Raw genomic sequence first — 22,379 nt, 5'->3', positions numbered from 1 at the left:
AGGCGTTCGGGAGCGGAAACGTAGGCCGTGGGTGTGGGGTGGACGCTCGCTGCCTCCAAGTCGGTCGCCAAGGGGGAGTCGGTGATGGCGCCGCCATCCACACGTTCGAGCGTCGGGAGAGGGCCGTGCGGAGGTGGGCGAAAAGGTCTTCTCCAGTGAACGGCGTGTGGGGACTCGATGACGGTCGCATCGGTCGCCGGGCAGCGTAAAGCGTCAGGAGCGGAGGCGTAGGCCTCGGGGTGTGGGGTGGAAGCCCGCCGCCTCCAGCGCGGCCGCCAAGGGGGAGTCGTTGATGGCGCCGCCATCCGCGCGTTCGACCGTTAGTTTTCCGAGGGCTCCCTCGCGTACCGCCAGGGCGAGGGCGTCGACGGCCGGCTGTAGGTCGGTTTCGTTCCACGACAGCAGGGTCTTGCCGCCGCGTTCGACGTAGAGGACCAGTTGTCCCTCCACGAGGACGACGAGTGCTCCCGCCTTGCGGCCCGGTTTGTGGCCGCTCGCGGCGTCCTCCGGGCGTTCGGGCCAGGGCAGGGCGGCGCCGTACGGGTTGGCCGGGTCGGTCGCGGCCAGGACCAGGGCGCGGGGCGCGTCGGCGCGGGTGGTGGCGCGTAGGCGGTCGACGGCTCCCGGCAGGGCGAACTGGGCGGCGCCCAGGCCATCCACGAAGTAGCCGCGGCGGCACCGGCCCGTCTCCTCGAACGCCCGGAGCACGGGGTACACCGCCGCGAAGCCTCCCGGTGTGCGTTCGGCCATTACCGCGCCGCGGATGACGACGCCGTACCGGTCGAGCAGTGTCTCGGCCAGGGCGTGGCTGCGGCGGGTCGCGTCGAAGACGCGTTCGGGCAGAAGCCACCAGCGGCCGGCCACCGTCGGGGGGCCGGTGCGTGAGGGCATGACCGGGCGGCGGCGGGTGCGAGGACGGTGTGTGGTCCGGCTCGAACCGAGCCGCGAACGCAGCGGGGCCAGCGTGTCGTTGGTCAGCCGGCCCGCCCACACCAGGTCCCACAGCACCGTGACCAGCTCCTGGTCGTTCAGCGAGCCCACCCGGTCGGACAGCGTGCGGAAGAACACCGCCCCGCCGTCGCCCAGCGCCTCCAGGACCGCCGAATGCAGCGGCGTCAGGGTGATGTCGGCGGGTTCGGCCATGAGGAGCGGAGCCGTGTCGGCCAGATAGAGCGACACCCACCCGTCGCCGCCCGGCAGGCCGCCCTGGCCCGCCCACACCACCTCACCGGAGGCGGTCAGCTCGTCCAGCATCGCGGGGGAGTAGCCGGGGACCCGCGCGGGCAGCACCAGCGACTCCAGGGCCGACGCCGGCACCGCGGCGCCCTGCAACTGTTCGATCGCCTGCACCAGCGCGTCGAGACCCCGCAGCCGCGAGGAGCCGATGCCGTGCCACGCGGGCAGGAAACGGGCCAGGGCGTCGTGCGACGAGGGCTCCACCTCGGCGCGCAGGCGAGCCAGTGACCGGCGGCGCAGCATGCGCAGCACCCCGGTGTCGCACCACTCGGTGCCGCGCTCACCCGGCGTGAACTCCCCCTCGGACACGCGGCCCGCGAGCCGGTGCAGCGTGTCGTTCACCACCGCGACGCCCAGCCCGAACCGGGAGGCCGCGTCCGACGCGTGGAACGGACCGTGTGTACGCGCATGACGGCTCAGCAGGTCGGCGAGCGGGTCGGCGATCGGCTCCAGGAAGACCTCCGGCACGCCGACCGGCAGCGGCACCCCGAGTGCGTCGCGCAGTCGTGCGGCGTCCTCGATGGCCGCCCATCGCTCCTCGCCGGAGATGCGCACCCGTATCGCACGGCGCGACTCCTCCAGCTCGGCCAGCCATTGCGCGGTCGCGCCCCGCGAGATCAGCTCGGGAGTCGTGAGCGGCCCCAGCTCGCGGAGCAGGTCGGCGGTGCCCTCCATGTCGCGTGCGTGCCGTGCGGCCGGCAGCCGCTGCAGCTCCAGAGACGCCTCGGCGACCACCTCCGGGTCGAGGAGCTCGCGGAGGTCGGCCTGGCCGAGCAGCTCGGCGAGCAGTGTCGAGTCGAGGGCGAGGGCCTGCGCGCGCCGCTCTGCGAGCGGGGCGTCGCCCTCGTACATGAACGCGCCGACGTAGCTGAACAGCAGGGACCGCGCGTACGGCGAGGGCACCTGCGTCTCCACCTCGACCAGCCGCGTCTTGCGGCCGGCCAGGTCGCGCATCAGCGTGACCAGCCCCGGCACGTCGAACACGTCCTGGAGGCACTCGCGCACGGTCTCCAGCACGATCGGGAACGAGGCGTACTTGCTCGCCACGGCGAGCAGCTGCGCCGCCCTCTGCCGCTGCTGCCACAGCGGCATGCGCTTGCCCGGACGGTGCCGGGGCAGCAGTAGCGCACGCGCCGCGCACTCGCGGAACCGTGAGGCGAACAGCGCCGAGCCGCCCAGCTCGTCCGTGACGATCCGCTCGATCTCGTCGGGATCGAACAGCGCCAGGTCGCTCGCCGGCGGCGCGGCCTCGGTGCCGCCGGTGTCGGGGATGCGCAGCACGATGCCGTCGTCGGAGTGCATGGCCTGGGCGTCGACACCGTAGCGTTCGCGCAGCCGGGAGGCCATGGCGAGCGCCCATGGAGCGTGCACGAGCGCCCCGAAGGGTGAGTGGACCACGATCCGCCAGTCGCCCAGCTCGTCGCGGAACCGCTCGACCACCAGGGTGCGGTCGTCGGGCACGTAGCCGGTCGCCTCACGCTGCTCGGACAGATAGGCGAGCAGGTTGCCGGCGGCCCATTCGTCCAGGCCCGCGGCACGTACGCGAGAGCGCGCCTGGTCCGGTGACAGCGCGGACAGCTCACGGCTGAACGCGCCCAGGGCGCGCCCCAGCTCGGCCGGGCGCCCGGGAGCGTCGCCGTGCCAGAACGGCAGCTTGCCCGGCCGTCCCGGCGCGGGGGAGACCAGCACGCGGTCGGGGGTGATGTCCTCGATGCGCCACGAGCTCGCGCCGAGCACGAACACGTCGCCGACCCGCGACTCGTACACCATCTCCTCGTCCAGCTCGCCCACCCGCGACGCCTTCTCACCCACGAGGAAGACGCCGAACAGGCCGCGGTCGGGGATGGTGCCGCCGCTGGTGACCGCGAGCCGCTGCGCCCCGGGGCGCCCCCGCAGGACCCCGGCGACGCGGTCCCACACCAGCCGTGGGCGCAGCTCGCCGAACTCGTCGCTCGGGTAGCGACCGGCGAGCATGTCGAGTGTGGCCTCCAGCACCGAACGCGGCAGCGTCGCGAACGATGCCGCGCGTCGTACCAGGATCTCCAGGTCATCGACCGGCCACTCGTCCATGCCGACCATCGCGATGATCTGCTGGGCGAGCACGTCGAGGGGGTTGCGCGGGTAACGCAGCTCCTCGATCTCGCCGTCGCGCATCCGCTCGGCCACGATCGCGGTCTGCACGAGGTCGCCCCGGTATTTGGGGAAGATGACGCCCTTGGAGACGGCGCCGACCTGGTGCCCGGCCCGGCCGATGCGCTGGAGCCCGCCGGCCACCGAGGGCGGCGACTCGACCTGGATCACCAGGTCGACCGCGCCCATGTCGATGCCGAGCTCCAGGCTGGAGGTGGCGACGACGGCGGGCAGCCGCCCGGCCTTGAGCGCCTCCTCGATCCCGGCCCGCTCCTCCTTGGAGACCGACCCGTGATGCGCGCGTACGACGTCGGCCGGAGCCCCGCGCGAGGCCCCGGCCTGCGCCATCATCTCGGCGGGCGAGTCGTCCTCGGCGAGCTCCTCCTCGGCCCGCTCCAGCGACAGCTCGTTGAGGCGTCCGCTCAGCCGCTCGGCCAGGCGGCGCGAGTTGGCGAAGACGATCGTCGAGCGGTGTGCCTCGATGAGGTCCAGCACGCGCGCCTCCACGTGCGGCCAGATCGACGTGCGGTTGGGCTCTCCGGCCGCCGCCCCGCTCAGGTCCTCGGTCGGCTGCCCCAGCTCGGTCATGTCCTCGATCGGCACGACGATCTCGAGCTCGACCTCTTTCTGGTGCGGCGGCTGCACCACGGTGGCGGGTCTCGTGCCGCCGAGGAACGTCGCGACCTCGGCCACCGGCCGTACCGTCGCGGAGAGACCGACGCGCTGGGCGGGTCGCTCCAGGAGCGCGTCGAGCCGCTCGAGAGAAAGTGCGAGATGGGCGCCGCGCTTGGTCGCCGCCACCGCGTGGACCTCATCGATGATCACCGTCTCGACGCCGCGCAGCGCCTCGCGCGCCTGTGAGGTCAGGATCAGGAACAGCGACTCCGGCGTCGTGATGAGGATGTCGGACGGCTTGGCCGCGAACCGGCGGCGCTCGTCAGCGGGAGTGTCACCGGAGCGCACGGCCACGCGTATGTCCGGCTCGTCCAGGCCCAGCCGCTGGGACGTCTGCCGCAGCCCGGTCAGCGGGGCCCGGAGGTTGCGCTCGATGTCGACGGCCAGCGCCTTGAGCGGGGAGACGTACAGCACCCGGCAGCGCCGCTTGGGATCCTCCGGCGGCGGCACGGTGGCGAGCCGGTCGAGTGACCAGAAGAACGCGGCGAGGGTCTTGCCCGAGCCGGTCGGGGCCACGACCAGGGTGTTGTCGCCACGGGAGATGGCCTCCCAGGCGCCCTCCTGAGCCGCCGTGGGCGCGGCGAACGCCCCGGTGAACCACGCACGCGCGGCGGCGGAGAAGCGGTCTAGCGGTCCCATGCTGCCATGATGCCTCGCGGCACCGACAGAACGCGCCGGCCGGTAGCGTTGAGGGGTGCGTCTCACCGTGTTCTGGGAACGAATGAACAGCCAGTTCGGCGATGGCTATGCCGAGAGCGTGGCCAAGGACTACGTCCTGGCCGAGCTAGGTGGCCGCACCGTCGAACAGGCCTTGGCCGAAGGCGTCGCCGTCAAAGCCGTGTGGCAGGCGGTCTGCGCCACCTTCGACGTCCCCCAGAAACTGCGGTGAGCGTCGACCGGCTGCTCGCCGAGGCCAGGGCGGGGCTCACGCGCCTCAAGCCGCACGAGGCGGCCGAGGCCGTACGCGCCGGCGGGCTCCTCGTCGACACGCGTCCCGAATACCAGCGGCGCGCCGACGGCGACATCCCCGGCGCCGTCGTCGTCGAGCGCAACCATCTCGAGTGGCGGCTCGACCCCGGCAGCGACTCTCGTATCCCCGAGGCCGTCCACGACCGCGTCCGCTGGATCGTGATCTGCGACGAGGGCTACTCCTCGTCGCTGGCCGCGGCGTCTCTGCGGGCGATCGGCCTGGTCGACGCCACGGACGTGGTCGGCGGCTTCCAGGAGTGGCGGGCGGCCGGGCTCCCGGTGACGCCCGGTCCCGTACGCCCGCGGCTCGCCTCGTACGACCTCAGATGACGGCGACCGCGGTGATCAGGCCGACCGTGACCTGCGTCGCGCCCAGGAGGATCGCCGAGGGTTCGAGCTTCTCCTTGTTCATCAGCCCGGCCACGTCGATGCCCAGCAGGTAACGCACGACCAGCGTGGCGATCTGCTGGGTGATGATGCCCACCAGGCCCCAGACGAGAGTCGCGATCAGCCCTTCGAGGAGCTTCCCGCCGGACGCGAAGATCGACGCGGCCACCACGAGGCCCACGCCCGCCATGCCGCAGACGGCGAGCAGTGTCGCGTTGGCGTTGCGGTTCGTCCTGATGATCGTGGTGAGGCGGCCCGGCGTGGTCATGTCGACCGCGAAGAACCCGATGAGCAGCAGCACGAGCCCCAGTGCCGTGTACGCCGCGATCGCGCCGGCGCCCTTGCCCAGAGCCGTGCCGAAACCTTCCGAGAACGCCATAGCCATGTCGATCTCCCTAACGAGGTGCCACGTCGATGCGGTGCGGGACGAATGAAGAGGTGTCATCGGTGATGAGACCGGAGGTCTCGCGGATGCCCAGGCCGGCGGCCTCGTCGCCCACGACCCAGGCGCCGAGTACGGGATGCTCGCCGCCGAAGTCGGGCAGCGGGCACAGCTCCTGGAAGACGAAGCCCTCGGCTCCGTACTCCCCAGGAGTGGTCTGTACGCCGTCGGGCGTCACGATGCTCATGCTCGCCCCCTCACGGCCGAGCAGCGGCTTGCGCACGTACGACGTGAGCGAGCTCGGCGTGCCGAGGAACGTCGGCAGGAGGTTCGGATGGCCCGGGTACAGCTCCCAGAGCACGACGAGCAGCGCCTTGTTCGACAGGAGCATCTTCCAGATCGGCTCGATCCAGGACGCACGCGTGACGTGCCGGCCGAACGGCTCGGCGACGATCCACTCCCACGGGTAGAGCTTGCAGAGCGTACGGATCTCGGCCTCGTCCAGGTCGACGAAGCGTTCGTCCCGTGCGTGCCAGCCGACGTCCTCCATCGCGATGGGGGTGGCAGCGACGCCGGCCTGTTCGGCGGTCTCCTGCAGGTACGCGACGGTCATCAGCTCTTCGCCGGTCTCGTCTTCCGTGGTCCAGGCGAAGTGCACCGGTCCCGGCGCGATCTCCTTCCAGCGGTCCACGAGGCGTTCGTGGACGGAGTTCCACTGGTCGCCGTCGGCGTAGACGTCCTGTAGCCAGTACCACTGCACGATCGAGCTCTCCACCAGCGCGGTGGGGGTGTCGGCGTTGTACTCCAGCAGCTTGGCCGGGCCCTCGCCGTCGTACCGGAGGTCGAACCGCCCGTACAGGTGCGGGTCGCGGCGCCGCCAGGACGCCTCGATGAGCGGGCGCACCCAGGGCGGGATGCCGAACACGTCGTACCGGCCGGTCGTCACGACGTGCTCCACCGCTGCCAGGCACATCCCGTGGAGTTCTTCGACGACCGTCTCCAGGGCGAGGACCTCGTCCATGCCGAAGACGTAGTGCACCGACTCGTCCCAGTACGGGCGGGTCAGGTGCTCGGGGTGGGAGGTGCGGTGGTACGCGAGGCCCTGTGACTCGATGATCTGGGCCCAGTCCCCCCGCGGGTCCGAGAACTCGCGTCGCACGGCTCAGCCTCCGTGCGAGCCGGAGTGCCCGCCGAAGCCACCACGCGAGATCACCCGGCCGCCGCGTGAAGTGATCTTGCTGCCGCGGGGACGGATCGTGGAGCCGCGGGAGATGTAACCGCCGTGGTAGCGGCCGCCGTAGTACCAGTAGTAGCGGCCGTACGTGCCGCCGTTGTCGCAGTAGCGGTCGTCGACGACGCGGTGTGAGCCGCCGCGGGAGTTCTGGCCGTCGACGCAGGACGCGCTGGTGCTGGAGGAGCAGGCCACGAGCGTCAGGGACAGCACGCCCACCGCGCTGAGCTGTACGGCACCGGAGCGCATCCGCCGTCCGGCGTCTTGGGGAGGCATGGGCCCTCCGGTTCCGGGGGTGATGTCCGGTAAGTGTAGAGGTGCCTAGCGGATCGGGAAGCTCAGGTACAGGTCGGCGGGTTCGGCGCCTCCTGGAAGATCGCTCACCTGTCCGTCGCCGACCTCGACCACCCGCCAGGCGCCGTCCGCGCGCCGCGCGAGGTCCGTCGTGATGAAGCGGCAGCCCAGAGAACGTACGCAGGGCGCGGTGGGCTCCGTACGCGGGCGTGGATGCCGGTCCGGGGTGTCCGGATGCGGCCCGACCAGCACCGGCTCACCGTCGACCCACCAGACGCGCGCCTCGCCGCCCTCGTACGTCTCGAACTCGCGGATCACGATGCCGCCGGCCAGGGAGTCGCCCTGAAGCTCGAAGAAACGCGACACCACGGCGTGCAGCCGGTCGAGGTCGGTGACGTCGGGCACGAAGCACGCCTCGTCCCACTCGTGCTTGCGCGACTTGACGTAGTCCTTGACGATCACGGGTCCCTTGGGAAGCGGGCGTACGAGCTGCGCCAGCCTGTCCCTGCCTGGGGGAGCGCCGGGGGGCATCGGGAGCCACACGCTCGCGGGAGTGACACCGGCGAACGTGTCGTACCAGCCGGGCAGCTCATGGGCCTTCTGGTAGCCGTCCGGCGGCACCGCCATCGTGACCCTCCGCGCGCCGAGGGCGGAGGTCAGCGCGATGTACTGCACGGCCGTGATCATCCAGCCGCGGTACCAGACGGTGCCCAGGTCACGGGGTACGCGGTGGACGGCCATGGCGGCGTCGCCGTGCTGGAGGGCATCATGGTCGATGAGCGCGATGGAGCCGCCGAGCGCGCGTACGGCGTCGGCCTCCCGGGCGAAGTGCTCGTCGACCCTCCGGGGGTTGAGCGGGTCGGCGCACATGAGAATGGTCACCGGCATGATCCTGCGCTCAGCGTAAGCCAACTCCCTCCGGGTTTCCGGTGGGAATCGGAGTGTCTTACCATGATCGAACACGTGTTCGGCTAAAGTTGGCCGTAACGAGCGACGTCATCCACACCGGTGGCCCGGACTCTCGAAAACTGTCAGTGCGGCCCCGTAACGTCGCATCCGATAACAGCAGGCACCGATTTCACAGGGACACCTCACATGGCAGCAAACGATCGCGAGAAGGCTCTCGAGGCGGCGCTCGCCCAGATCGAGCGGCAGTTCGGCAAGGGTTCCGTCATGCGGCTGGGCCAGGAGGGGCGCCCTCCGGTCGAGGTGATCCCGACCGGTTCGATCGCCCTTGACGTGGCCCTCGGCATCGGCGGCCTCCCGCGTGGCCGTGTCGTAGAGATCTACGGCCCCGAGTCCTCCGGTAAGACGTCCCTCGCGCTCCACGCGGTCGCGAGCGCGCAGAAGAACGGCGGCATCGCGGCGTTCGTCGACGCCGAGCACGCGCTCGACCCCGAGTACGCGAAGAAGATCGGCGTCGACGTCGACGCGCTCCTCGTCTCCCAGCCGGACACGGGGGAGCAGGCGCTGGAGATCACCGACATGCTGATCCGCTCCGGCGCGATCGACGTCGTGGTCATCGACTCCGTCGCGGCCCTCGTGCCACGCGCGGAGATCGAGGGGGAGATGGGCGACAGTCACGTCGGTCTCCAGGCCCGCCTCATGTCGCAGGCCCTCCGTAAGCTCACCGGCGCCATCAACCAGACCAAGACCACAGCGATCTTCATCAACCAGCTGCGGGAAAAGGTCGGCGTCATGTTCGGCTCGCCCGAGACGACCACGGGCGGCAAGGCGCTGAAGTTCTACGCGTCGGTGCGCCTCGACATCCGCCGCATCGAGACGATGAAGGACGGCACGGAGGCGGTCGGCAACCGCACGCGCGTCAAGGTCGTAAAGAACAAGATGGCGCCGCCGTTCAAGGTCGCTGACTTCGACATCCTGTACGGCGTGGGCATCAGCCGTGAGGGCGGCCTCATCGACATGGGCGTCGAGCAGGGCTTCGTCCGCAAGTCCGGCGCCTGGTACACCTACGAGAACGACCAGCTCGGGCAGGGCAAGGAGAACGCCCGCACCTTCCTCAAGGAAAACCCGGACATGGCCAACGAGCTCGAGAAGAAGATCAAGGAAAAGCTCGGGGTGGGCCCGAAGCTCGACGCCGACCCGACCTCCCCGGCCGCGCCTCCCGCGGAGGCACCGGCCGACGGGGCGGTCACGGCGGGGGCGGGTAAGCCGGCAGGGGCCAAGCGGGGCGCCAAGAGCACCCCGAAGCCGGGCGACGTCTGAGAGCCGGCCCGATAAGCCCTCCTGGCGGGCGGCGGCGTCACGCCCCGCGCCGGACCGAGACCGGCGCGGAGTCCTTCCCCGGTGGCGTCGCCCCCGTCCAGGAGCCTCTTGCCGTTTCGCTTTGCGGGCACTTGTCCCCGGACCGCCGAACATCGGCGCTCCGGGCGGTGTCGAGCCGGGTTTCCTGGCGGCGTCGCGACTGGCTGGGAGTGGGTGGGGCTCGTGCTCACTCGCTCTGTGGGTGCCTGCCGGGAGGCTCCCCAGGGGGCGGTATCGGCGGTTGGCCGGAGCGCGAGGACCGGATCCGGGGTTCGCTGATGTTGGTGTTCGCCTGTCGGCGGCGTCTCGCTGAGGGGTTGGTGTCGCGGTGGGCTCTGAGCTCGCCGGCGTCGCGTCTCGCTGGGGCGTGGCCGTCCGGTCGGTCCCACGGTCGTTCGTGTGGCGCCGGTGCCGGTCCGGTCGGTCGGTCCGGTCGGCGGGAGTCTCGGCTTGAGGGCGCGGTGGTTCCGGTTCACCGCTTCGGGCGTCCGGCGCTTGTCTCCGTCCAGGGGGCAGTGGTTCGGACGGACATTCGGGTACGGCGAGAGTTCAAGGGGATGTCGTGGCAGGACGAAAGGCCGATAACGGATTTGGCGGCGCTGCACGCAGTGGTTCCGGTTGGAAGGCGAAGCGGTCCGCGTCCGACGGGCGGTCCACGGTGGGTGGGAGGTCCATGGCGGGTGGGAGGTCGTCGGCCGGTCGGCGTTCCGCCGCGGACGCTGACGATCCGGAGGCCGCGGCACGTGAGATCTGCCTCCGGCTGCTGAGCTTCTCGCCTCGCACACGCGCCCAACTAGCCGACGCGCTGCGGCGCAAGGGCGTGACGGACGAGGTGGCCGAGCGGGTACTGGGACGCTATACGGAGGCCGGCCTGATCGACGACGCCGCGTTCGCCCAGGCCTGGGTACAGTCCCGGCACGCCGGCCGCGGCCTGGCACGCCGCGCACTCGCCGCCGAACTCCGGCAGCGCGGCGTCGCCGACGACACCGTCAAGGAAGCGGTCGAAGAACTGGCCCCGGAGCAGGAAGAGTCCGCGGCCCGCGAACTCATAGCGAAACGAATGGCCGTCACCCGCGGCATGGACCCCGTCAAACGCACCCGCCGCATCGCGGGCGTACTCGCCCGCAAGGGCTACTCCGGCAGCCTCGCCTACAACCTGATCCGCGAGGCCCTCGAAGCGGAGGGCATCGGCGACCTCCCCGACTCACCCCCAGAGGACTAACCCCGGTCGCCGCAGCCCGACACCCCCGAGCACGAGAACGCCCCAGCGCACCCCCAGGATCCAGCCGACGCACGTGACCGCGATGACCGTCCCGGCAGTGGGCACGGCCGGCCTCGTCCAGCTGCGGGGCGAGGTGGGGGGCATGGCCGGTCTCGTCCGGTTGCGGAGCATGGGATGAGAAGCGTGGGTGCGGAGCGTGGCCACCGTGCGCCCGATGACGAGGTGGCGTTGACCCTGCACCGGCTCACCCGCGCGGCTTGTGGCGGGATGACCTGGGGGAGTGCCTGGGGCGGCGCGGTCTGAGCCGGGTGAGGTTGCTCAGGACGGGCCAGGCCAGGCCCACTGTGGCTGCCGTGACTTAGCCGTGCCGGCTCCAGGGCGTCGACCGCAGACCAGTGGGCCCATGGTGACTGGCGATGATCTTCCGGGCGGCGTGGTGCTCGGCGGTGGGAACAGGGGCGCGACGCGCCCGTGGGTGTAGCGGGTCCACAAAATTTGCCCTGGTCCGTGGCCGAGGGTGTGTACGGGTCCTGGTCAGGGCCGCCACGCGGCCGACCAGCGCGATCTTGTCTCTCACCTGCGGCGAGGGAGGTATGGGTATCTGCTTGCCACATGCAACGAATCGTCCGGAACGTGTGGTCTTTCCTTGCCCATTACCTCCGCGACGCTTACGGTTACGGCAGTGAGGAGTTACTCCGCGCAGTGCGGATTTCCATACGACCGCAGACTTTGACGAGCTGAGAGGTATCCCGGCCGGCTCCCCTATGGCCGGTTGGTGGGATTACAGGGTTCTGGTGGGAGTCCGGGACCCTGGATGGTTGTGCCCCGGCTGGCATCCGTCGGCGGTCCGGTGGACCCATGGCGCGTTCGTAGCCCCTCGCGCGCTGCCTTGGTGTTGGGTGGCGTCGACGTCGAGGAAAGGGGTCAGTGCCGTGATCTTGGGTGTCATAGGTGCGGCACTGCTCATCATCGTGGCCTTCGTCATCCTCGTCATCGTTGTGCTCCGGAGGATCCTCGGCCGGGTGGTCGCGGCTACCAAGAGCACCGTGCGGAGCGAAGAGGAAGTCAACGCTCATCGGGACGCGGACGAGATCGTAGCGCGGGCGAAGGCCCAGGCGCAGGAGATCGTCGCCGAAGCCGAGGCCAAGGCCAAGGACACCTCCGCGGTGGCCCGTGCCGAGGCAGAGAAGGAGGTCAAGACCCTCAAGGACGACCTCCGCCCGGTGCGGGAAGACCTCGAACGTCGCGAGATCCGTCTCGCCGAGCGTGAGCAGCGGCTCGATGACGAGATGCGGCGGCTCGAGGAGCGCAGCCAGAAGCTGGACGAGGTCAAGCAGTCGCTCCGAGAGCGCCGGGCCGAGCTCGAACGCGTCGACGAAGAACGCCAGCAGGTTCTCGAACAGGCCGCCGGGCTCACCGCCGACCAGGCCAAGAGCGAGCTCGTCGTCGCCATCGAGAACCAGGCCAAGCGCGAGGCCGCACTGATCGTCCGTGACATCGAGGGCGAGGCGCGCGACGAGGGCGAGAAGCGCGCGCGGAAGATCGTCACGCTCGCGATCCAGCGGGTGGCGACCGAGCAGACCGCCGAGTCCGTCGTGTCCGTGCTGCACCTGCCCAGCGACGAGATGAAGGGCCGCATCATCGGCCGCGAGGGCCGCAACATCCGCGCGTTCGAGACGGCCACCGGCGTCAACCTCATCATCGACGACACACCCGAAGCGGTACTGCTGAGCTGCTTCGATCCCGTACGCCGCGAGGTCGGCCGGCTCACCCTCGAAAAGCTCGTCCTCGACGGCCGGATCCATCCGCAGCGCATCGAGGAGATCTACGACCACAGCAAGGCCGAGGTCGAACAACTGTGCGTACGCGCCGGTGAGGACGCCCTCGTCGAGCTGGGCATCACCGAGATGCACCCGGAACTGATCGCCCTGCTCGGCCAGCTGCGCTACCGCACGTCGTACGGCCAGAACGTCCTGAAGCACCTCATCGAGTCGGCGCACATCGCGGGCATCATGGCCGCCGAGCTGCGGCTGCCGACCGTACTCCTCAAGCGCTGCACACTCCTGCACGACATCGGCAAGGCGCTCACGCACGAGGTCGAGGGCAGTCACGCTCTGATCGGTGCCGAGATCGCCCGGCGGTACGGCGAGGAGGAGGACGTCGTCCACGCGATCGAGGCGCACCACAACGAGGTCGAGGTACGCACCGTGGAGGCCGTACTCACCCAGGCCGCCGACTCGATCAGCGGCGGCCGCCCAGGCGCCCGGCGCGAGTCCCTGGAGGCGTACGTCAAGCGCCTCGAGCGCCTGGAGGAGATCGCCACCGAACGCGAAGGCGTCGAGAAGGTCTTCGCGATGCAGGCGGGTCGCGAGATCCGCGTCATGGTCCGGCCCGACTCGGTGGACGACATCCAGGCCCAGGTCATCGCGCACGACATCGCCAAGCAGGTGGAGGAGGAGCTGACCTACCCCGGTCAGATCCGCATCACCGTCGTCCGGGAGTCCCGCGCCACCGAGTTCGCCCGCTGAGCCCGCCCACCGCCGCGGCCGTGCCGGATGGTGGAGCGACTGCCGTACGGCCAGTGCCGATGTGGGCTGGTGGGCATGGGCCGGTCGAGGGGCTGGGCCGGGCGGAGCGTGCGTGCGGCATGCGGCTGGCGTGTGGACAGGGAGCGGCGACGTACGGTCGCTGCGGGCAGGGGGTCCACGCTCCGGGATAGGGCCGGTACGGCGAGCCGGCGACACGCAGGGCCGCCGGATGAGCGCGGAGACGACGGAGCCGGGCCGAGCGGTGAGGTGGCTGAGGTAGGGACCGATGCTCCGCTCGCTCGTGGCCGGCCTCTGCCGGTGCTCGTCGTTTCAGGTAGGTGAGGTGGCTGAGGTAGGGGCTGATGCTCCGCTCGCTTGTGGCCGTCCTGTGCCGGTACCCGTCGTTTCAGGCAGGTGACGTGCCGGCTCTGGTCGAGGTGCCGGACGAATGGCCGGAGTGCGCTGCCGAGCTCGAACATCGGTACGTCAGGTGCGCGCCGTGGTCGACCGGCCGTCGGCGACGCGTGAGGCTGCCGCTGCGGTTGCGGGTCGTGCTGTCGCGCGAGTACGTGTCGTGCGGAGGTCGGCGAAGCAATGCCCGGCGCCGAGACCGGCCGACCGGTCCCCGGGGAGCGGGCGGTTACGTGATGGTCTTCCAGCAATAGCTGCCCGGCTGCCCCGGCGCGGGTCGCGATGGCGCGCGAGGCGGCGCCCGGCGATCCCCTCCGGCTCGGCCGCGCACTCAGGCGGTGGGTTCGTTGACACCCACACACCTGGGCCTCATCGCCGGGAGCGTACGACGGCGAGGCCGCGTGCCTCGGCTACGCCTTCGGCCCGGTGGGCGCCTGGGCTCCGCCGCCCGGTGCGGCTCCGCCACCCGGCTGCGCGCCGGCCCCCTGACCTCCGGCCCCCTGCGGCCGAGCCCCCTGTGCCCCCGCCTGACCGCCGCCCGCCTGGGCTCCGGCCGTCTGAGCGCCGCCCGGTCGTGCCTGGGGGGCCTGTGCCGCGGACGGGGTGGCCTGCTGGGCCGGGCGTCGGCCGACCCTCAGGTCCAGCGCGGGGACGTTCTTCGGGTCGAAGCCGAGCGTCTGGCCATAGAACGCCAGCTCCGCCTCCAAGCACGCCTTCACCGTCTCGGCGCGGCGGAATCCATGTGACTCGCCCTCGAACGTCAGGTACGCGTACGGGATGTCCTTACGCGCCACCGCGTCGGCGAAGCGTTCGGACTGAGGAGGCGACACGATCGGGTCGTCCAGGCCCTGCAGCAGCAGCACCGGGCAGGCCGTGTCCGAGGCGCGCGCTATCGGTGAGCGCTCCTGGTAGGCACGCTGGAACCCCGGCATCGGCCCGATCAGCCCGTACAGGTACGTCGACTCGAAGTCGTGCGTCTCCTTGAGCCAGTTCTCCGGATCGCTGATCCCGTAGTACGACGTGCCGGCCTTGAACAGGGTGCTCTGCGTGATCGCGCACAGGGTCGTCCACCCGCCCGCGCTGCCGCCGCGGATGGCGAGGCGGCCCGGGTCGGCCGTGCCGCTCTGTATGAGTGCCTCGGCCGCCGCGATGGTGTCGTCGACGTCGACGATGCCCCACTGTCGCCGGAGCCTCTCGCGGTACGAGCGGCCGTAGCCGGTCGAGCCGCCGTAGTTGACGTCGATGACGCCCAGGCCGCGGCTCGTGAAGTAGGCGATCTCCAGGTCCAGCACGCTCGTCGAGTGCCCGGTCGGGCCGCCGTGCACGAACACGATGTACGGCGGCAGCTCACCCTCGGGCGCCTGTGCGGCGGGGTTGGACGGCGGGTACACGAACGCGTGCACCGGGCGCCCGAACGGCCCCTCCAGCTCCTGGGCGCGCGGCAGCGGCAGGTACGCGGAGTCGGGCGTCGACTCCAGCTCGCCGCGCAGCACCTTGGCCTCGCCGGTGTCGGCGGAGACCGCGACCACGGACCAGGGGAGGTCCGGGGCGCCCGCGATCCCGACGATGGTCGTGCCCTCCGCGGAGAGCTGTAGCTTCCAGTCGGTGTAGGGCAGGTCGAAGTCGGTCAGCTCGGCGGTCTCCGGGTCGTACAGTCCCAGCCGCTGGTCGCCCTGCCCGTGCAGCACCGCGACGCGGCCGTCATCGAGTACCGCGTACGGTCGGCCGCCGAGCTGCCACAGCGCCCCGGCGAACTCCTCCTCGGCCGGGTACAGCGCCTGCGGCGAGTCACCGAGCAGGCCGACCTCGTAGAGGTTCCACCAACCGGGCCAGTCGGAGACGACGTACAGCCGGGACTCGCTCAGCCACGTCGGTACGAGCGCCGACTCGCTGAGGCCGCCCTTGACCGTACGAGGCCGCTCGAGCACCCCCGCGGTGTTGAAGACGGCGACGCGCAGCTCGGTTCCGTCCCACGGCATGCGGGGGTGGCTCCACTGCACCCACGCGAGGTGGCCGCCCTCGGGGGAGGGGGTCGGGAAGGCGTAGAAGTCCGCGCCGCTGACGAGCTCGCGTACGGCGCCGGGGTCCTGCGTGGCGGTGCCGTCCACCGGGATGGCCACGATCGACCGGCGTACGGCGCCGGCGGCGTGGCTCTCCTGGACGCACCAGACATGCCGGCCGTCGGGGGACAGCGTGAAGTCGGCGTAGCGCAGGCCGGCCCGCTCGGCGGGCTCGGGCGTGACGGGGATCGGGCTCTGGCCCTCGGCGACCCGGTAGAGACGCTGGTCGTCGTAGTTGGCGAAGATGAGGTCGCCGTCGGGGAGCGGGAGATAGGACCGCCCGCCGTACTCGTGCACGCGGGTGCGGGCGTTCCATGGCGCGGGCACCAACTCGACCCCGGACCGCACGATCGTGGTGCGTCCGCCCCCCTCTGGTCGGGTCTCCTGCCACCACACCTGATCGCCGTGGATGGTCGGATAGCTGAGGCGGAGGCGTGCCCTCGCGACGTCGGCGGCGGAGATGGGGGAGGGCCAGGAGCCATAGGGAGCGGTCGCACGAGCGGTCATATCGGAATCGTCTCGCAAACCGGGGGACAATGGGGCCTCGAACCGTCACTTGAGGTCGCAAAAGATATGAGGCCGGGGGCGGTGGCGTGTCCACCGGCCCCCGGCCTCGCTGACCTGGCCCGTACGGGTGACGGCTACAAGGAGCCCATACCCGCGGCGGGAGGCACGCCTGTGCCGATGCCGAGGGTCCGTGCGGAGGTCTTGCGGCTGCGCCGGCTGCGCTTCTCCAGCCACGTCGCGACCAGCCCGAGCAGGATGTTGATGATGATGTAGATCACAGCGATCACGATCGCGGACGGGATGATGTTGCCGAAGTTGCCCGAGACCACGCGCAGGCCCGCGTTGAGCAGGTCGTTGTAGGCGATGATGTAGCCCAGCGCGGTGTCCTTGAGCAGCACGACCAACTGGCTGATGACCGCCGGCATCATCGCGGTGACGGCCTGCGGCACCAGGATGCGCAGCATGACCCCGCTCCGGCGCAGGCCGATCGAGTAGCCCGCCTCCGACTGGCCCTTCGGGATCGAGTTGATGCCGGAGCGGAAGATCTCCGCCAGCACCGACCCGTTGTAGAGCGTGAGCCCGATCACGAGGGCCAGGAACGCCGACACGGGCGGCAGGACCCGCCCGAACGCGTCCATGATCGCGGGTGGGCCGGCCTGAGCGAAGAAGATCATGATCAGCAGGGGGATGGCACGGAAGAACTCCACCACAGCCCCGGCCGGAACGCTGACCCACTTGTGCTCCGACAGCCGGCCGAGCCCGAAGACCAGCCCGAACACCAGGGCGAACACCGAGGCGACCACGGCCGCCTTCAGTGTGCCGCCCAGGCCCGGGATGATCTGCCTGGTCCAGACGTCCTTCTCCGTGAAGGGCTCCCAGAGCTTGCCGGAGAACTGATGCTCCTGGCTCAGCCGTGCGATCAGCAGGTAGACGACGAACAACAGCACCACGGCCGCGATCAGCGTCAGCACGTTGTTCCGCAGCCGGGCGCGGGGACCCGGGGCGTCGAACAGGACCGAGGGCTTGCTCTTGCTGGGCCGCCGTGCCGGTGCGGCGGCCTGGGTGTCCGCCGGCATCGTCATCGCGCCACCGCCAGTCGCTTGGAGAGCCAGCCGAAGAAGAACCCGGTCGGGAGGGTCAGCACCATGAACCCGACCGCGAACCCGATGAAGATCGGGATGGTGCCGCCGTACGTGTCGAACATCTGCTTCATCTGGGCCGACGCCTCGAAGTAGCCCGCGGCGAGCGCGATCGTGGTGTTTTTGATCATTGCGATGAAGACGCTGCCCAGCGGGGCCACCACCGCGCGGAACGCCTGCGGCAGCACGACGAGGCGCAGGGACTGGGTGAAGGTCAGCCCGATCGAGCGGGCCGCCTCGGCCTGGCCGAGCGGGACGGTGTTGATGCCCGCCCGAAGCGACTCGCAGACGAACGACGAGGTGTAGATCGTCATGCCGATCGCCGCCAGCCAGAAGCCGTTGGTGCCCGGGTCCTCGGAGATGTGGAGCCTCAACGTGTCGCTCAGGCCGAGGCTGCAGAACAACAGGATCAGCGTCAGCGGGGTGTTACGGAAAATGTAGACGTAGAGGGCGCCGGCCGCGCGCAGCACCGGGGTCGGGGAGACCCGCATCGCGGCGAGCACCGTGCCGAAGATCATCGCACCGATGCCCGTTACGAGGGCGAGCCGGACCGTCCCCCAGAACGCCTTCATGATGGTGCCGAATTCTTGCTGCAGTGGACTGAAGTCCAACAGCGCGTGGAAATTCATGGGTCTCCACCGGATCGAGACGGCGCCGGTGAGCACGGAGGCTCACCGGCGCTCTATCGGGTGCTTCGGCTCAGCTGCAGCCCTGGAAAGCCGGGGGCTTGCTGGTGTCGAACTGCAGGTGTTCCGGGGTGAACCATTTGTCGACCAGCTTCTTGGCGGTGCCGTCGGCGTACATCTCGGTGATCGCCTTGTTGACCGCGTTGCAGGTCTTGACATCGCCCTTCTTGATGCCGACGCCGTACTTCTCGTCGGTGAACGGCACGTTGTCGACCTTGACCGCGGTGCCCTCACGGGCGGCGTAGCCGGCGAGAATGGTGCTGTCGGTGGAGATCGCGTCGAGCGAGCCACCCTTGAGCTTGGTGATGCACTCCTCGTACGCGTTGGCCGGCACGAGCTTGATCGCGACCTTCTGGTTGAACTTGTTCGTGCCGTCGGTGAGGTTCTTCCAGGAGTTCGAACCGGAGACCTGGCAGACCCGCTTGCCCTTGAGGTCGGCGAACGTCTTGATCGAGGTGTCGTCGCCGCGGACCAGGATGTCCTGGTGCGGGATGAGGTACGGGCCGCCGAAGGTGACCAGCGGCAGCCGCGCGGCGGTGATGGAGTAGCTGGCGAGGACGAGGTCGTCGCTGCCGTTCTTGAGGAACGACTCGCGGTTGGCCGAGATCGTCTCTTTCCAGGTGATGTTCTTCTCCGTCACGCCGAGCTTGCCGGCGATGTACTTGGCGACGTCGACGTCGAAGCCCTCGACGGTGCCGTCGGGCTTCTTCAGGCCGATGCCCGGCTGGTCGAACTTCACCCCGATCGTGAGCTTCTTGTCGTTCTTGGCCTTGTCGACGACCGACCCGGCCTTCTTGGCGCCACAGCCGGAAATGCCCATCGTGGCGACGGCCAGAGCGGCGACGGCGACGCCGAAGTGACGTACTCGCATGATCTTCCTCTGCTTTCAAGCCGGAACCGAGAGTCGGCCGGCGAGTTCAATACATTCAGTGCGTCAGGATCTTGGAAAGGAAATCCTTTGCGCGATCGCTTCGAGCATTTGTGAAGAACTCTTCCGGGGTGTTCTCCTCGATGATCTGACCATCGGCCATGAAGACCACTTTGTTGGCCGAGGCGCGGGCGAATCCCATTTCGTGGGTCACCACGACCATCGTCATTCCCTCGGAGGCGAGGTTCGTCATCACATCGAGCACTTCTTTGATCATTTCGGGATCGAGCGCGGAAGTGGGCTCGTCGAAGAGCATCACCTTCGGCCGCATGGCGAGCGCGCGTGCGATCGCGGCCCGCTGCTGCTGGCCGCCCGACAGCTGCGCCGGGTACTTCTCCGCCTGGCTGGCGATGCCGACGCGTTCGAGGAGTTCCATCGCGTGCTGCTCGGCCTCGGCGGCGCCGAGCTTCTTGACCTTCGTCGGCCCGAGAGTGACGTTCTGGAGGATCGTCTTGTGCGCGAACAGATTGAATGACTGAAAGACCATGCCGACGTCAGCCCTGAGCTGAGCGAGCTCCTTGCCGTCTTCGGGCAGCGGCTGCCCGTCGATACGGATGGTCCCGTCGTCGATCGGCTCAAGCCGGTTGATGGCGCGGCACAACGTGGACTTGCCGCCGCCGGACGGCCCGATCACGACCACGACCTCGCCACGATGGATGGTGAGGTCGATGTCCTTCAGGACGTGCAATTCACCGAAGTACTTGTTGACGTTCTCAAGTACTACGAGCGGTCCGCCGCCACTCACCTCGGCCTCCTGGGCCGCCTTGCCGCTGTCGGTCATGCCCGCAAAGCGTACGTCATGCGAAGAACACTAACAGTCATCTGATATACCGATCCGATCACGTTGCGCTCCCTGCCGTTCCTCCGGTCATAGGCCTCATCGGGACGATTCGCCCGATCAACGGTCCCGTAGAGGTGCCGAGCGCGCGTACCCTTTCTTCTTGAGATGAACGCGCCCACGACATTCGACGACCACACCCGTACCTATGAGATTCGCACGTACGGGTGCCAGATGAACGTCCACGACTCCGAGCGGCTGGCCGGGCTCCTCGAGGACGCCGGATACGCACGCGCCGACGACGGAGCGACACCCGACGTCGTCGTGTTCAACACCTGTGCCGTACGCGAGAACGCCGACAACCGGCTCTATGGCAACCTCGGGCACCTGCGGCCCGTCAAGGAGGGCCACGCCGGCATGCAGATCGCCGTCGGCGGCTGCCTGGCGCAGAAGGACCGCGACACGATCGTGCGGCGGGCCCCCTGGGTGGACGTGGTGTTCGGCACGCACAACATCGGCTCGCTGCCGGTGCTGCTCGAACGCGCGCGCGTCCAGGAAGCGGCCCAGGTCGAGATCAAGGAGTCGCTGGAGGCGTTCCCCAGCACCCTGCCGACGCGGCGCGAGTCCCCGTACGCCGCGTGGGTCTCGATCTCGGTCGGCTGCAACAACACCTGCACCTTCTGCATCGTCCCGTCGCTGCGCGGCAAGGAGACCGACCGCCGGCCCGGCGAGATCCTCGCCGAGATCGAGGCGCTCGTCGCCGAGGGCGTCCTGGAGATCACCCTGCTGGGGCAGAACGTCAACTCCTACGGCGCGGAGTTCGGCGATCGGGGCGCGTTCGCGGACCTGCTGCGCGCCTGCGGCGGCGTCGAGGGCCTGGAGCGGGTGCGCTTCACCTCGCCGCATCCGCGCGACTTCACCGACGACGTGATCGCCGCGATGGCCGAGACGCCCAACGTGATGCCGTCCCTGCACATGCCGCTGCAGTCCGGCTCCGATCCCGTGCTCAAGGCCATGCGTCGCTCGTACCGCCAGGAGCGCTACCTCGGCATCATCGAGCGGGTCCGCGCCGCCATTCCGGACGCCGCCATCACCACCGACATCATCGTGGGCTTCCCGGGCGAGACCGAGGAGGACTTCCAGCAGACCCTCCACGTCGTACGCGAGGCGAGGTTCTCCAGCGCGTTCACCTTCCAGTACTCCAAGCGGCCCGGCACTCCGGCGGCCGACATGGACGGACAGGTGCCCAAGAAGGTCGTGCAGGAGCGGTACGAACGCCTGGTGGCGCTGCAGGAGGAGATCTCCTGGGAGGAGAACAAACGGCAGCTCGGCCGCACCCTCGAGGTGCTGGTGGCCGAGGGCGAGGGCCGCAAGGACGGACGCACTCACCGCATGTCCGGCCGTGCCCCCGACAACCGTCTCGTCCACTTCACCGCCGTGGAGACCGCACGGCCCGGTGACGTGGTGACCGTCGACGTCACGTACGCGGCGCCGCACCACCTGGTCGCCGACGGCCCGGTGCGCGGCGTACGGCGCACCCCCGCGGGCGACGCCTGGGAGAGGCGTATGGCCGAGCCTGCGGCGTCGTCCAAGGGAGTCTCGCTCGGCATGCCCGGGATCGGCAGGCCCTCCGCCGCGCCCTCCGCGCCGTCCTGCCGCTGACCACGTGCTGACCTCGGCCGCGGTGTGCCCGCATCCGCCGTTGCTCGTGCCACAGGTCGCCGGCGGTGCCGCGCCCGAGCTGGACGGCCTGCGTGCCGCGTGCGCCGAGGCCGTACGCCGCCTGAGCGGCGATCTGGTCGTCGTGGTCGGCTCGGGGCCGCTGACCCGCGACTTCGGCGGCGACGCGGCGGGGAGCCTGAGACCGTACGGTCCCGACATCACGGTGGGCAGCGGTGATCCGGTGCTCCCGCTGTCGCTGACGATCGGCCGCTGGCTGCTCGGCGAACGCCCGGCCCTCTACCGTGCCGTCGCGCAGGACGCCCCGGCGGAGTCGTGCGCGAGGCTCGGCGAGGAGCTCGCCGGGCTGGCCGGGAGCGTCGCGCTGCTGGTGATGGGCGACGGCAGCGCGTGCCGTACCGAACGCGCGCCCGGTTACCTGGACGAGCGTGCCGAAGGTTTCGACGCGGGCGTGGCACGCGCCCTGGCGGAGGCGGACACCGGCGCACTGGCCCGTCTCGACGCGACCGTGGCCGCCGAACTCCTGGCGGCGGGCCGGGCACCCTGGCAGGTGCTCGCGGGCGCGGCGCGGGGCGCCCGCCTCACCGGTGAGATCCTCGCGGACGAGGCGCCGTACGGTGTCGGTTATCTCGTCGCGAGCTGGGTCAAGGCCTAGGCTGCTGCCGCCCTTCCTCGCCCCACTTGTCCGCGGTGCGCCTGGCCTGCTCCTGGGCCTTGTCGACCTTGTCGGCGTACTTGCCGCCGGTCTTCTGGTCGACCACGTCGCCGGCCTTCTCGACGACCTTGTCGACCTTGTCGCCGTGCTTGCCGAGGAGGTCCTTCATTTTGTCCATGATGGACATGGGATTTCCCCTGCCGGTCTCGTCGGGCA

General features: G+C 70.0%; 19 protein-coding genes. 8 read left to right on the top strand and 11 right to left on the bottom strand.

Features of this window, described 5'->3' with window-relative positions:
* Window positions 1–213: 213 nt before the first annotated feature.
* Window positions 214–4,680, bottom strand: a complete 4,467-nt coding sequence (locus FB559_RS02600) for an ATP-dependent helicase (RefSeq protein ID WP_141952845.1) — start codon at window positions 4,678–4,680, stop codon at window positions 214–216.
* A 55-nt stretch (window positions 4,681–4,735) separates the two neighbouring features.
* Here FB559_RS02600 and FB559_RS44465 point away from each other — a divergent pair, with 55 nt between their 5' ends.
* Both FB559_RS44465 and FB559_RS44460 read left to right on the top strand, forming a co-directional pair.
* Window positions 4,736–4,930 (top strand): DUF3046 domain-containing protein, encoded by a 195-nt coding sequence (locus tag FB559_RS44465; RefSeq protein WP_141952842.1) that lies wholly within the window; start codon window positions 4,736–4,738, stop codon window positions 4,928–4,930.
* Window positions 4,927–5,340: a rhodanese-like domain-containing protein gene (locus FB559_RS44460; protein WP_141952840.1), complete on the top strand. Its 414-nt coding sequence runs from the start codon at window positions 4,927–4,929 to the stop codon at window positions 5,338–5,340. The genes FB559_RS44465 and FB559_RS44460 overlap by 4 nt, the downstream gene beginning before the upstream one ends.
* Here the strand turns inward: FB559_RS44460 and FB559_RS02585 are convergent.
* From FB559_RS02585 to FB559_RS02570, 4 genes are read right to left on the bottom strand one after another with little or no spacing between them, the layout of a single operon-like run.
* Entirely contained in the window at window positions 5,333–5,776 is a 444-nt protein-coding gene (locus FB559_RS02585; RefSeq protein ID WP_141952838.1) for a DUF350 domain-containing protein, read from the bottom strand. The genes FB559_RS44460 and FB559_RS02585 overlap by 8 nt on opposite strands.
* Window positions 5,777–5,792: 16 nt before the next feature.
* Complete coding sequence (locus FB559_RS02580; RefSeq protein WP_141952836.1) at window positions 5,793–6,938, bottom strand: glutathionylspermidine synthase family protein; 1,146 nt, start codon at window positions 6,936–6,938, stop codon at window positions 5,793–5,795.
* Between the two features lie 3 nt (window positions 6,939–6,941).
* Window positions 6,942–7,286 (bottom strand): hypothetical protein, encoded by a 345-nt coding sequence (locus FB559_RS02575; protein ID WP_246121315.1) that lies wholly within the window; start codon window positions 7,284–7,286, stop codon window positions 6,942–6,944.
* A gap of 45 nt (window positions 7,287–7,331) precedes the next feature.
* Window positions 7,332–8,192, bottom strand: a complete 861-nt coding sequence (locus tag FB559_RS02570; RefSeq protein ID WP_141952833.1) for an ATP-grasp domain-containing protein — start codon at window positions 8,190–8,192, stop codon at window positions 7,332–7,334.
* Window positions 8,193–8,399: 207 nt separating this feature from the next.
* On the opposite strand from FB559_RS02570, the gene recA reads away from it, so the two are divergent.
* The 4 genes from recA to rny all read left to right on the top strand — a co-directional run bounded on the left by recA (window position 8,400) and on the right by rny (window position 13,319).
* Entirely contained in the window at window positions 8,400–9,530 is a 1,131-nt protein-coding gene (gene recA, locus FB559_RS02565; RefSeq protein WP_141952831.1) for a recombinase RecA, read from the top strand.
* A 712-nt stretch (window positions 9,531–10,242) separates the two neighbouring features.
* Window positions 10,243–10,791, top strand: a complete 549-nt coding sequence (locus FB559_RS02560; protein ID WP_141952829.1) for a regulatory protein RecX — start codon at window positions 10,243–10,245, stop codon at window positions 10,789–10,791.
* Between the two features lie 174 nt (window positions 10,792–10,965).
* Entirely contained in the window at window positions 10,966–11,094 is a 129-nt protein-coding gene (locus tag FB559_RS46055; RefSeq protein WP_281286215.1) for a hypothetical protein, read from the top strand.
* Between the two features lie 629 nt (window positions 11,095–11,723).
* Window positions 11,724–13,319 (top strand): ribonuclease Y, encoded by a 1,596-nt coding sequence (rny, locus tag FB559_RS02555; protein WP_141952827.1) that lies wholly within the window; start codon window positions 11,724–11,726, stop codon window positions 13,317–13,319.
* Between the two features lie 821 nt (window positions 13,320–14,140).
* Here the strand turns inward: rny and FB559_RS02550 are convergent.
* The 5 genes from FB559_RS02550 to FB559_RS02530 form a co-directional block, all read right to left on the bottom strand.
* Entirely contained in the window at window positions 14,141–16,297 is a 2,157-nt protein-coding gene (locus FB559_RS02550; RefSeq protein ID WP_221639867.1) for a S9 family peptidase, read from the bottom strand.
* Between the two features lie 134 nt (window positions 16,298–16,431).
* A complete protein-coding gene (locus FB559_RS02545) occupies window positions 16,432–17,379 on the bottom strand; it encodes an amino acid ABC transporter permease (RefSeq protein ID WP_342780904.1) in 948 nt (315 codons plus the stop codon).
* Window positions 17,376–18,065 carry an amino acid ABC transporter permease gene (locus FB559_RS02540; protein ID WP_141952824.1) on the bottom strand — a complete coding sequence of 230 codons (690 nt, stop codon included), beginning with the start codon at window positions 18,063–18,065 and terminating at the stop codon, window positions 17,376–17,378. The genes FB559_RS02545 and FB559_RS02540 overlap by 4 nt, the downstream gene beginning before the upstream one ends.
* 70 nt (window positions 18,066–18,135) lie before the next feature.
* Window positions 18,136–18,993 (bottom strand): glutamate ABC transporter substrate-binding protein, encoded by an 858-nt coding sequence (locus FB559_RS02535; RefSeq protein ID WP_141952822.1) that lies wholly within the window; start codon window positions 18,991–18,993, stop codon window positions 18,136–18,138.
* A gap of 55 nt (window positions 18,994–19,048) precedes the next feature.
* Window positions 19,049–19,831: an amino acid ABC transporter ATP-binding protein gene (locus tag FB559_RS02530; RefSeq protein WP_141952820.1), complete on the bottom strand. Its 783-nt coding sequence runs from the start codon at window positions 19,829–19,831 to the stop codon at window positions 19,049–19,051.
* Window positions 19,832–19,996: 165 nt separating this feature from the next.
* Here FB559_RS02530 and miaB point away from each other — a divergent pair, with 165 nt between their 5' ends.
* A complete protein-coding gene (miaB, locus tag FB559_RS02525; RefSeq protein WP_141952818.1) occupies window positions 19,997–21,490 on the top strand; it encodes a tRNA (N6-isopentenyl adenosine(37)-C2)-methylthiotransferase MiaB in 1,494 nt (497 codons plus the stop codon).
* 4 nt (window positions 21,491–21,494) lie between these two features.
* Window positions 21,495–22,163, top strand: coding sequence for a class III extradiol dioxygenase subunit B-like domain-containing protein (locus FB559_RS02520; RefSeq protein WP_141952816.1), 669 nt, complete (start codon window positions 21,495–21,497; stop codon window positions 22,161–22,163).
* On the opposite strand, the gene FB559_RS02515 is transcribed toward FB559_RS02520, so the two are convergent.
* A complete protein-coding gene (locus FB559_RS02515; protein ID WP_246121314.1) occupies window positions 22,153–22,341 on the bottom strand; it encodes an antitoxin in 189 nt (62 codons plus the stop codon). The genes FB559_RS02520 and FB559_RS02515 overlap by 11 nt on opposite strands.
* Window positions 22,342–22,379 lie beyond the last annotated feature (38 nt).

Origin of the sequence: Actinoallomurus bryophytorum (genome assembly GCF_006716425.1) — a bacterium.
GTDB classification, from domain to species: domain Bacteria; phylum Actinomycetota; class Actinomycetes; order Streptosporangiales; family Streptosporangiaceae; genus Actinoallomurus; species Actinoallomurus bryophytorum.
This window is presented reverse-complemented; position numbering and strand designations above follow the sequence as displayed.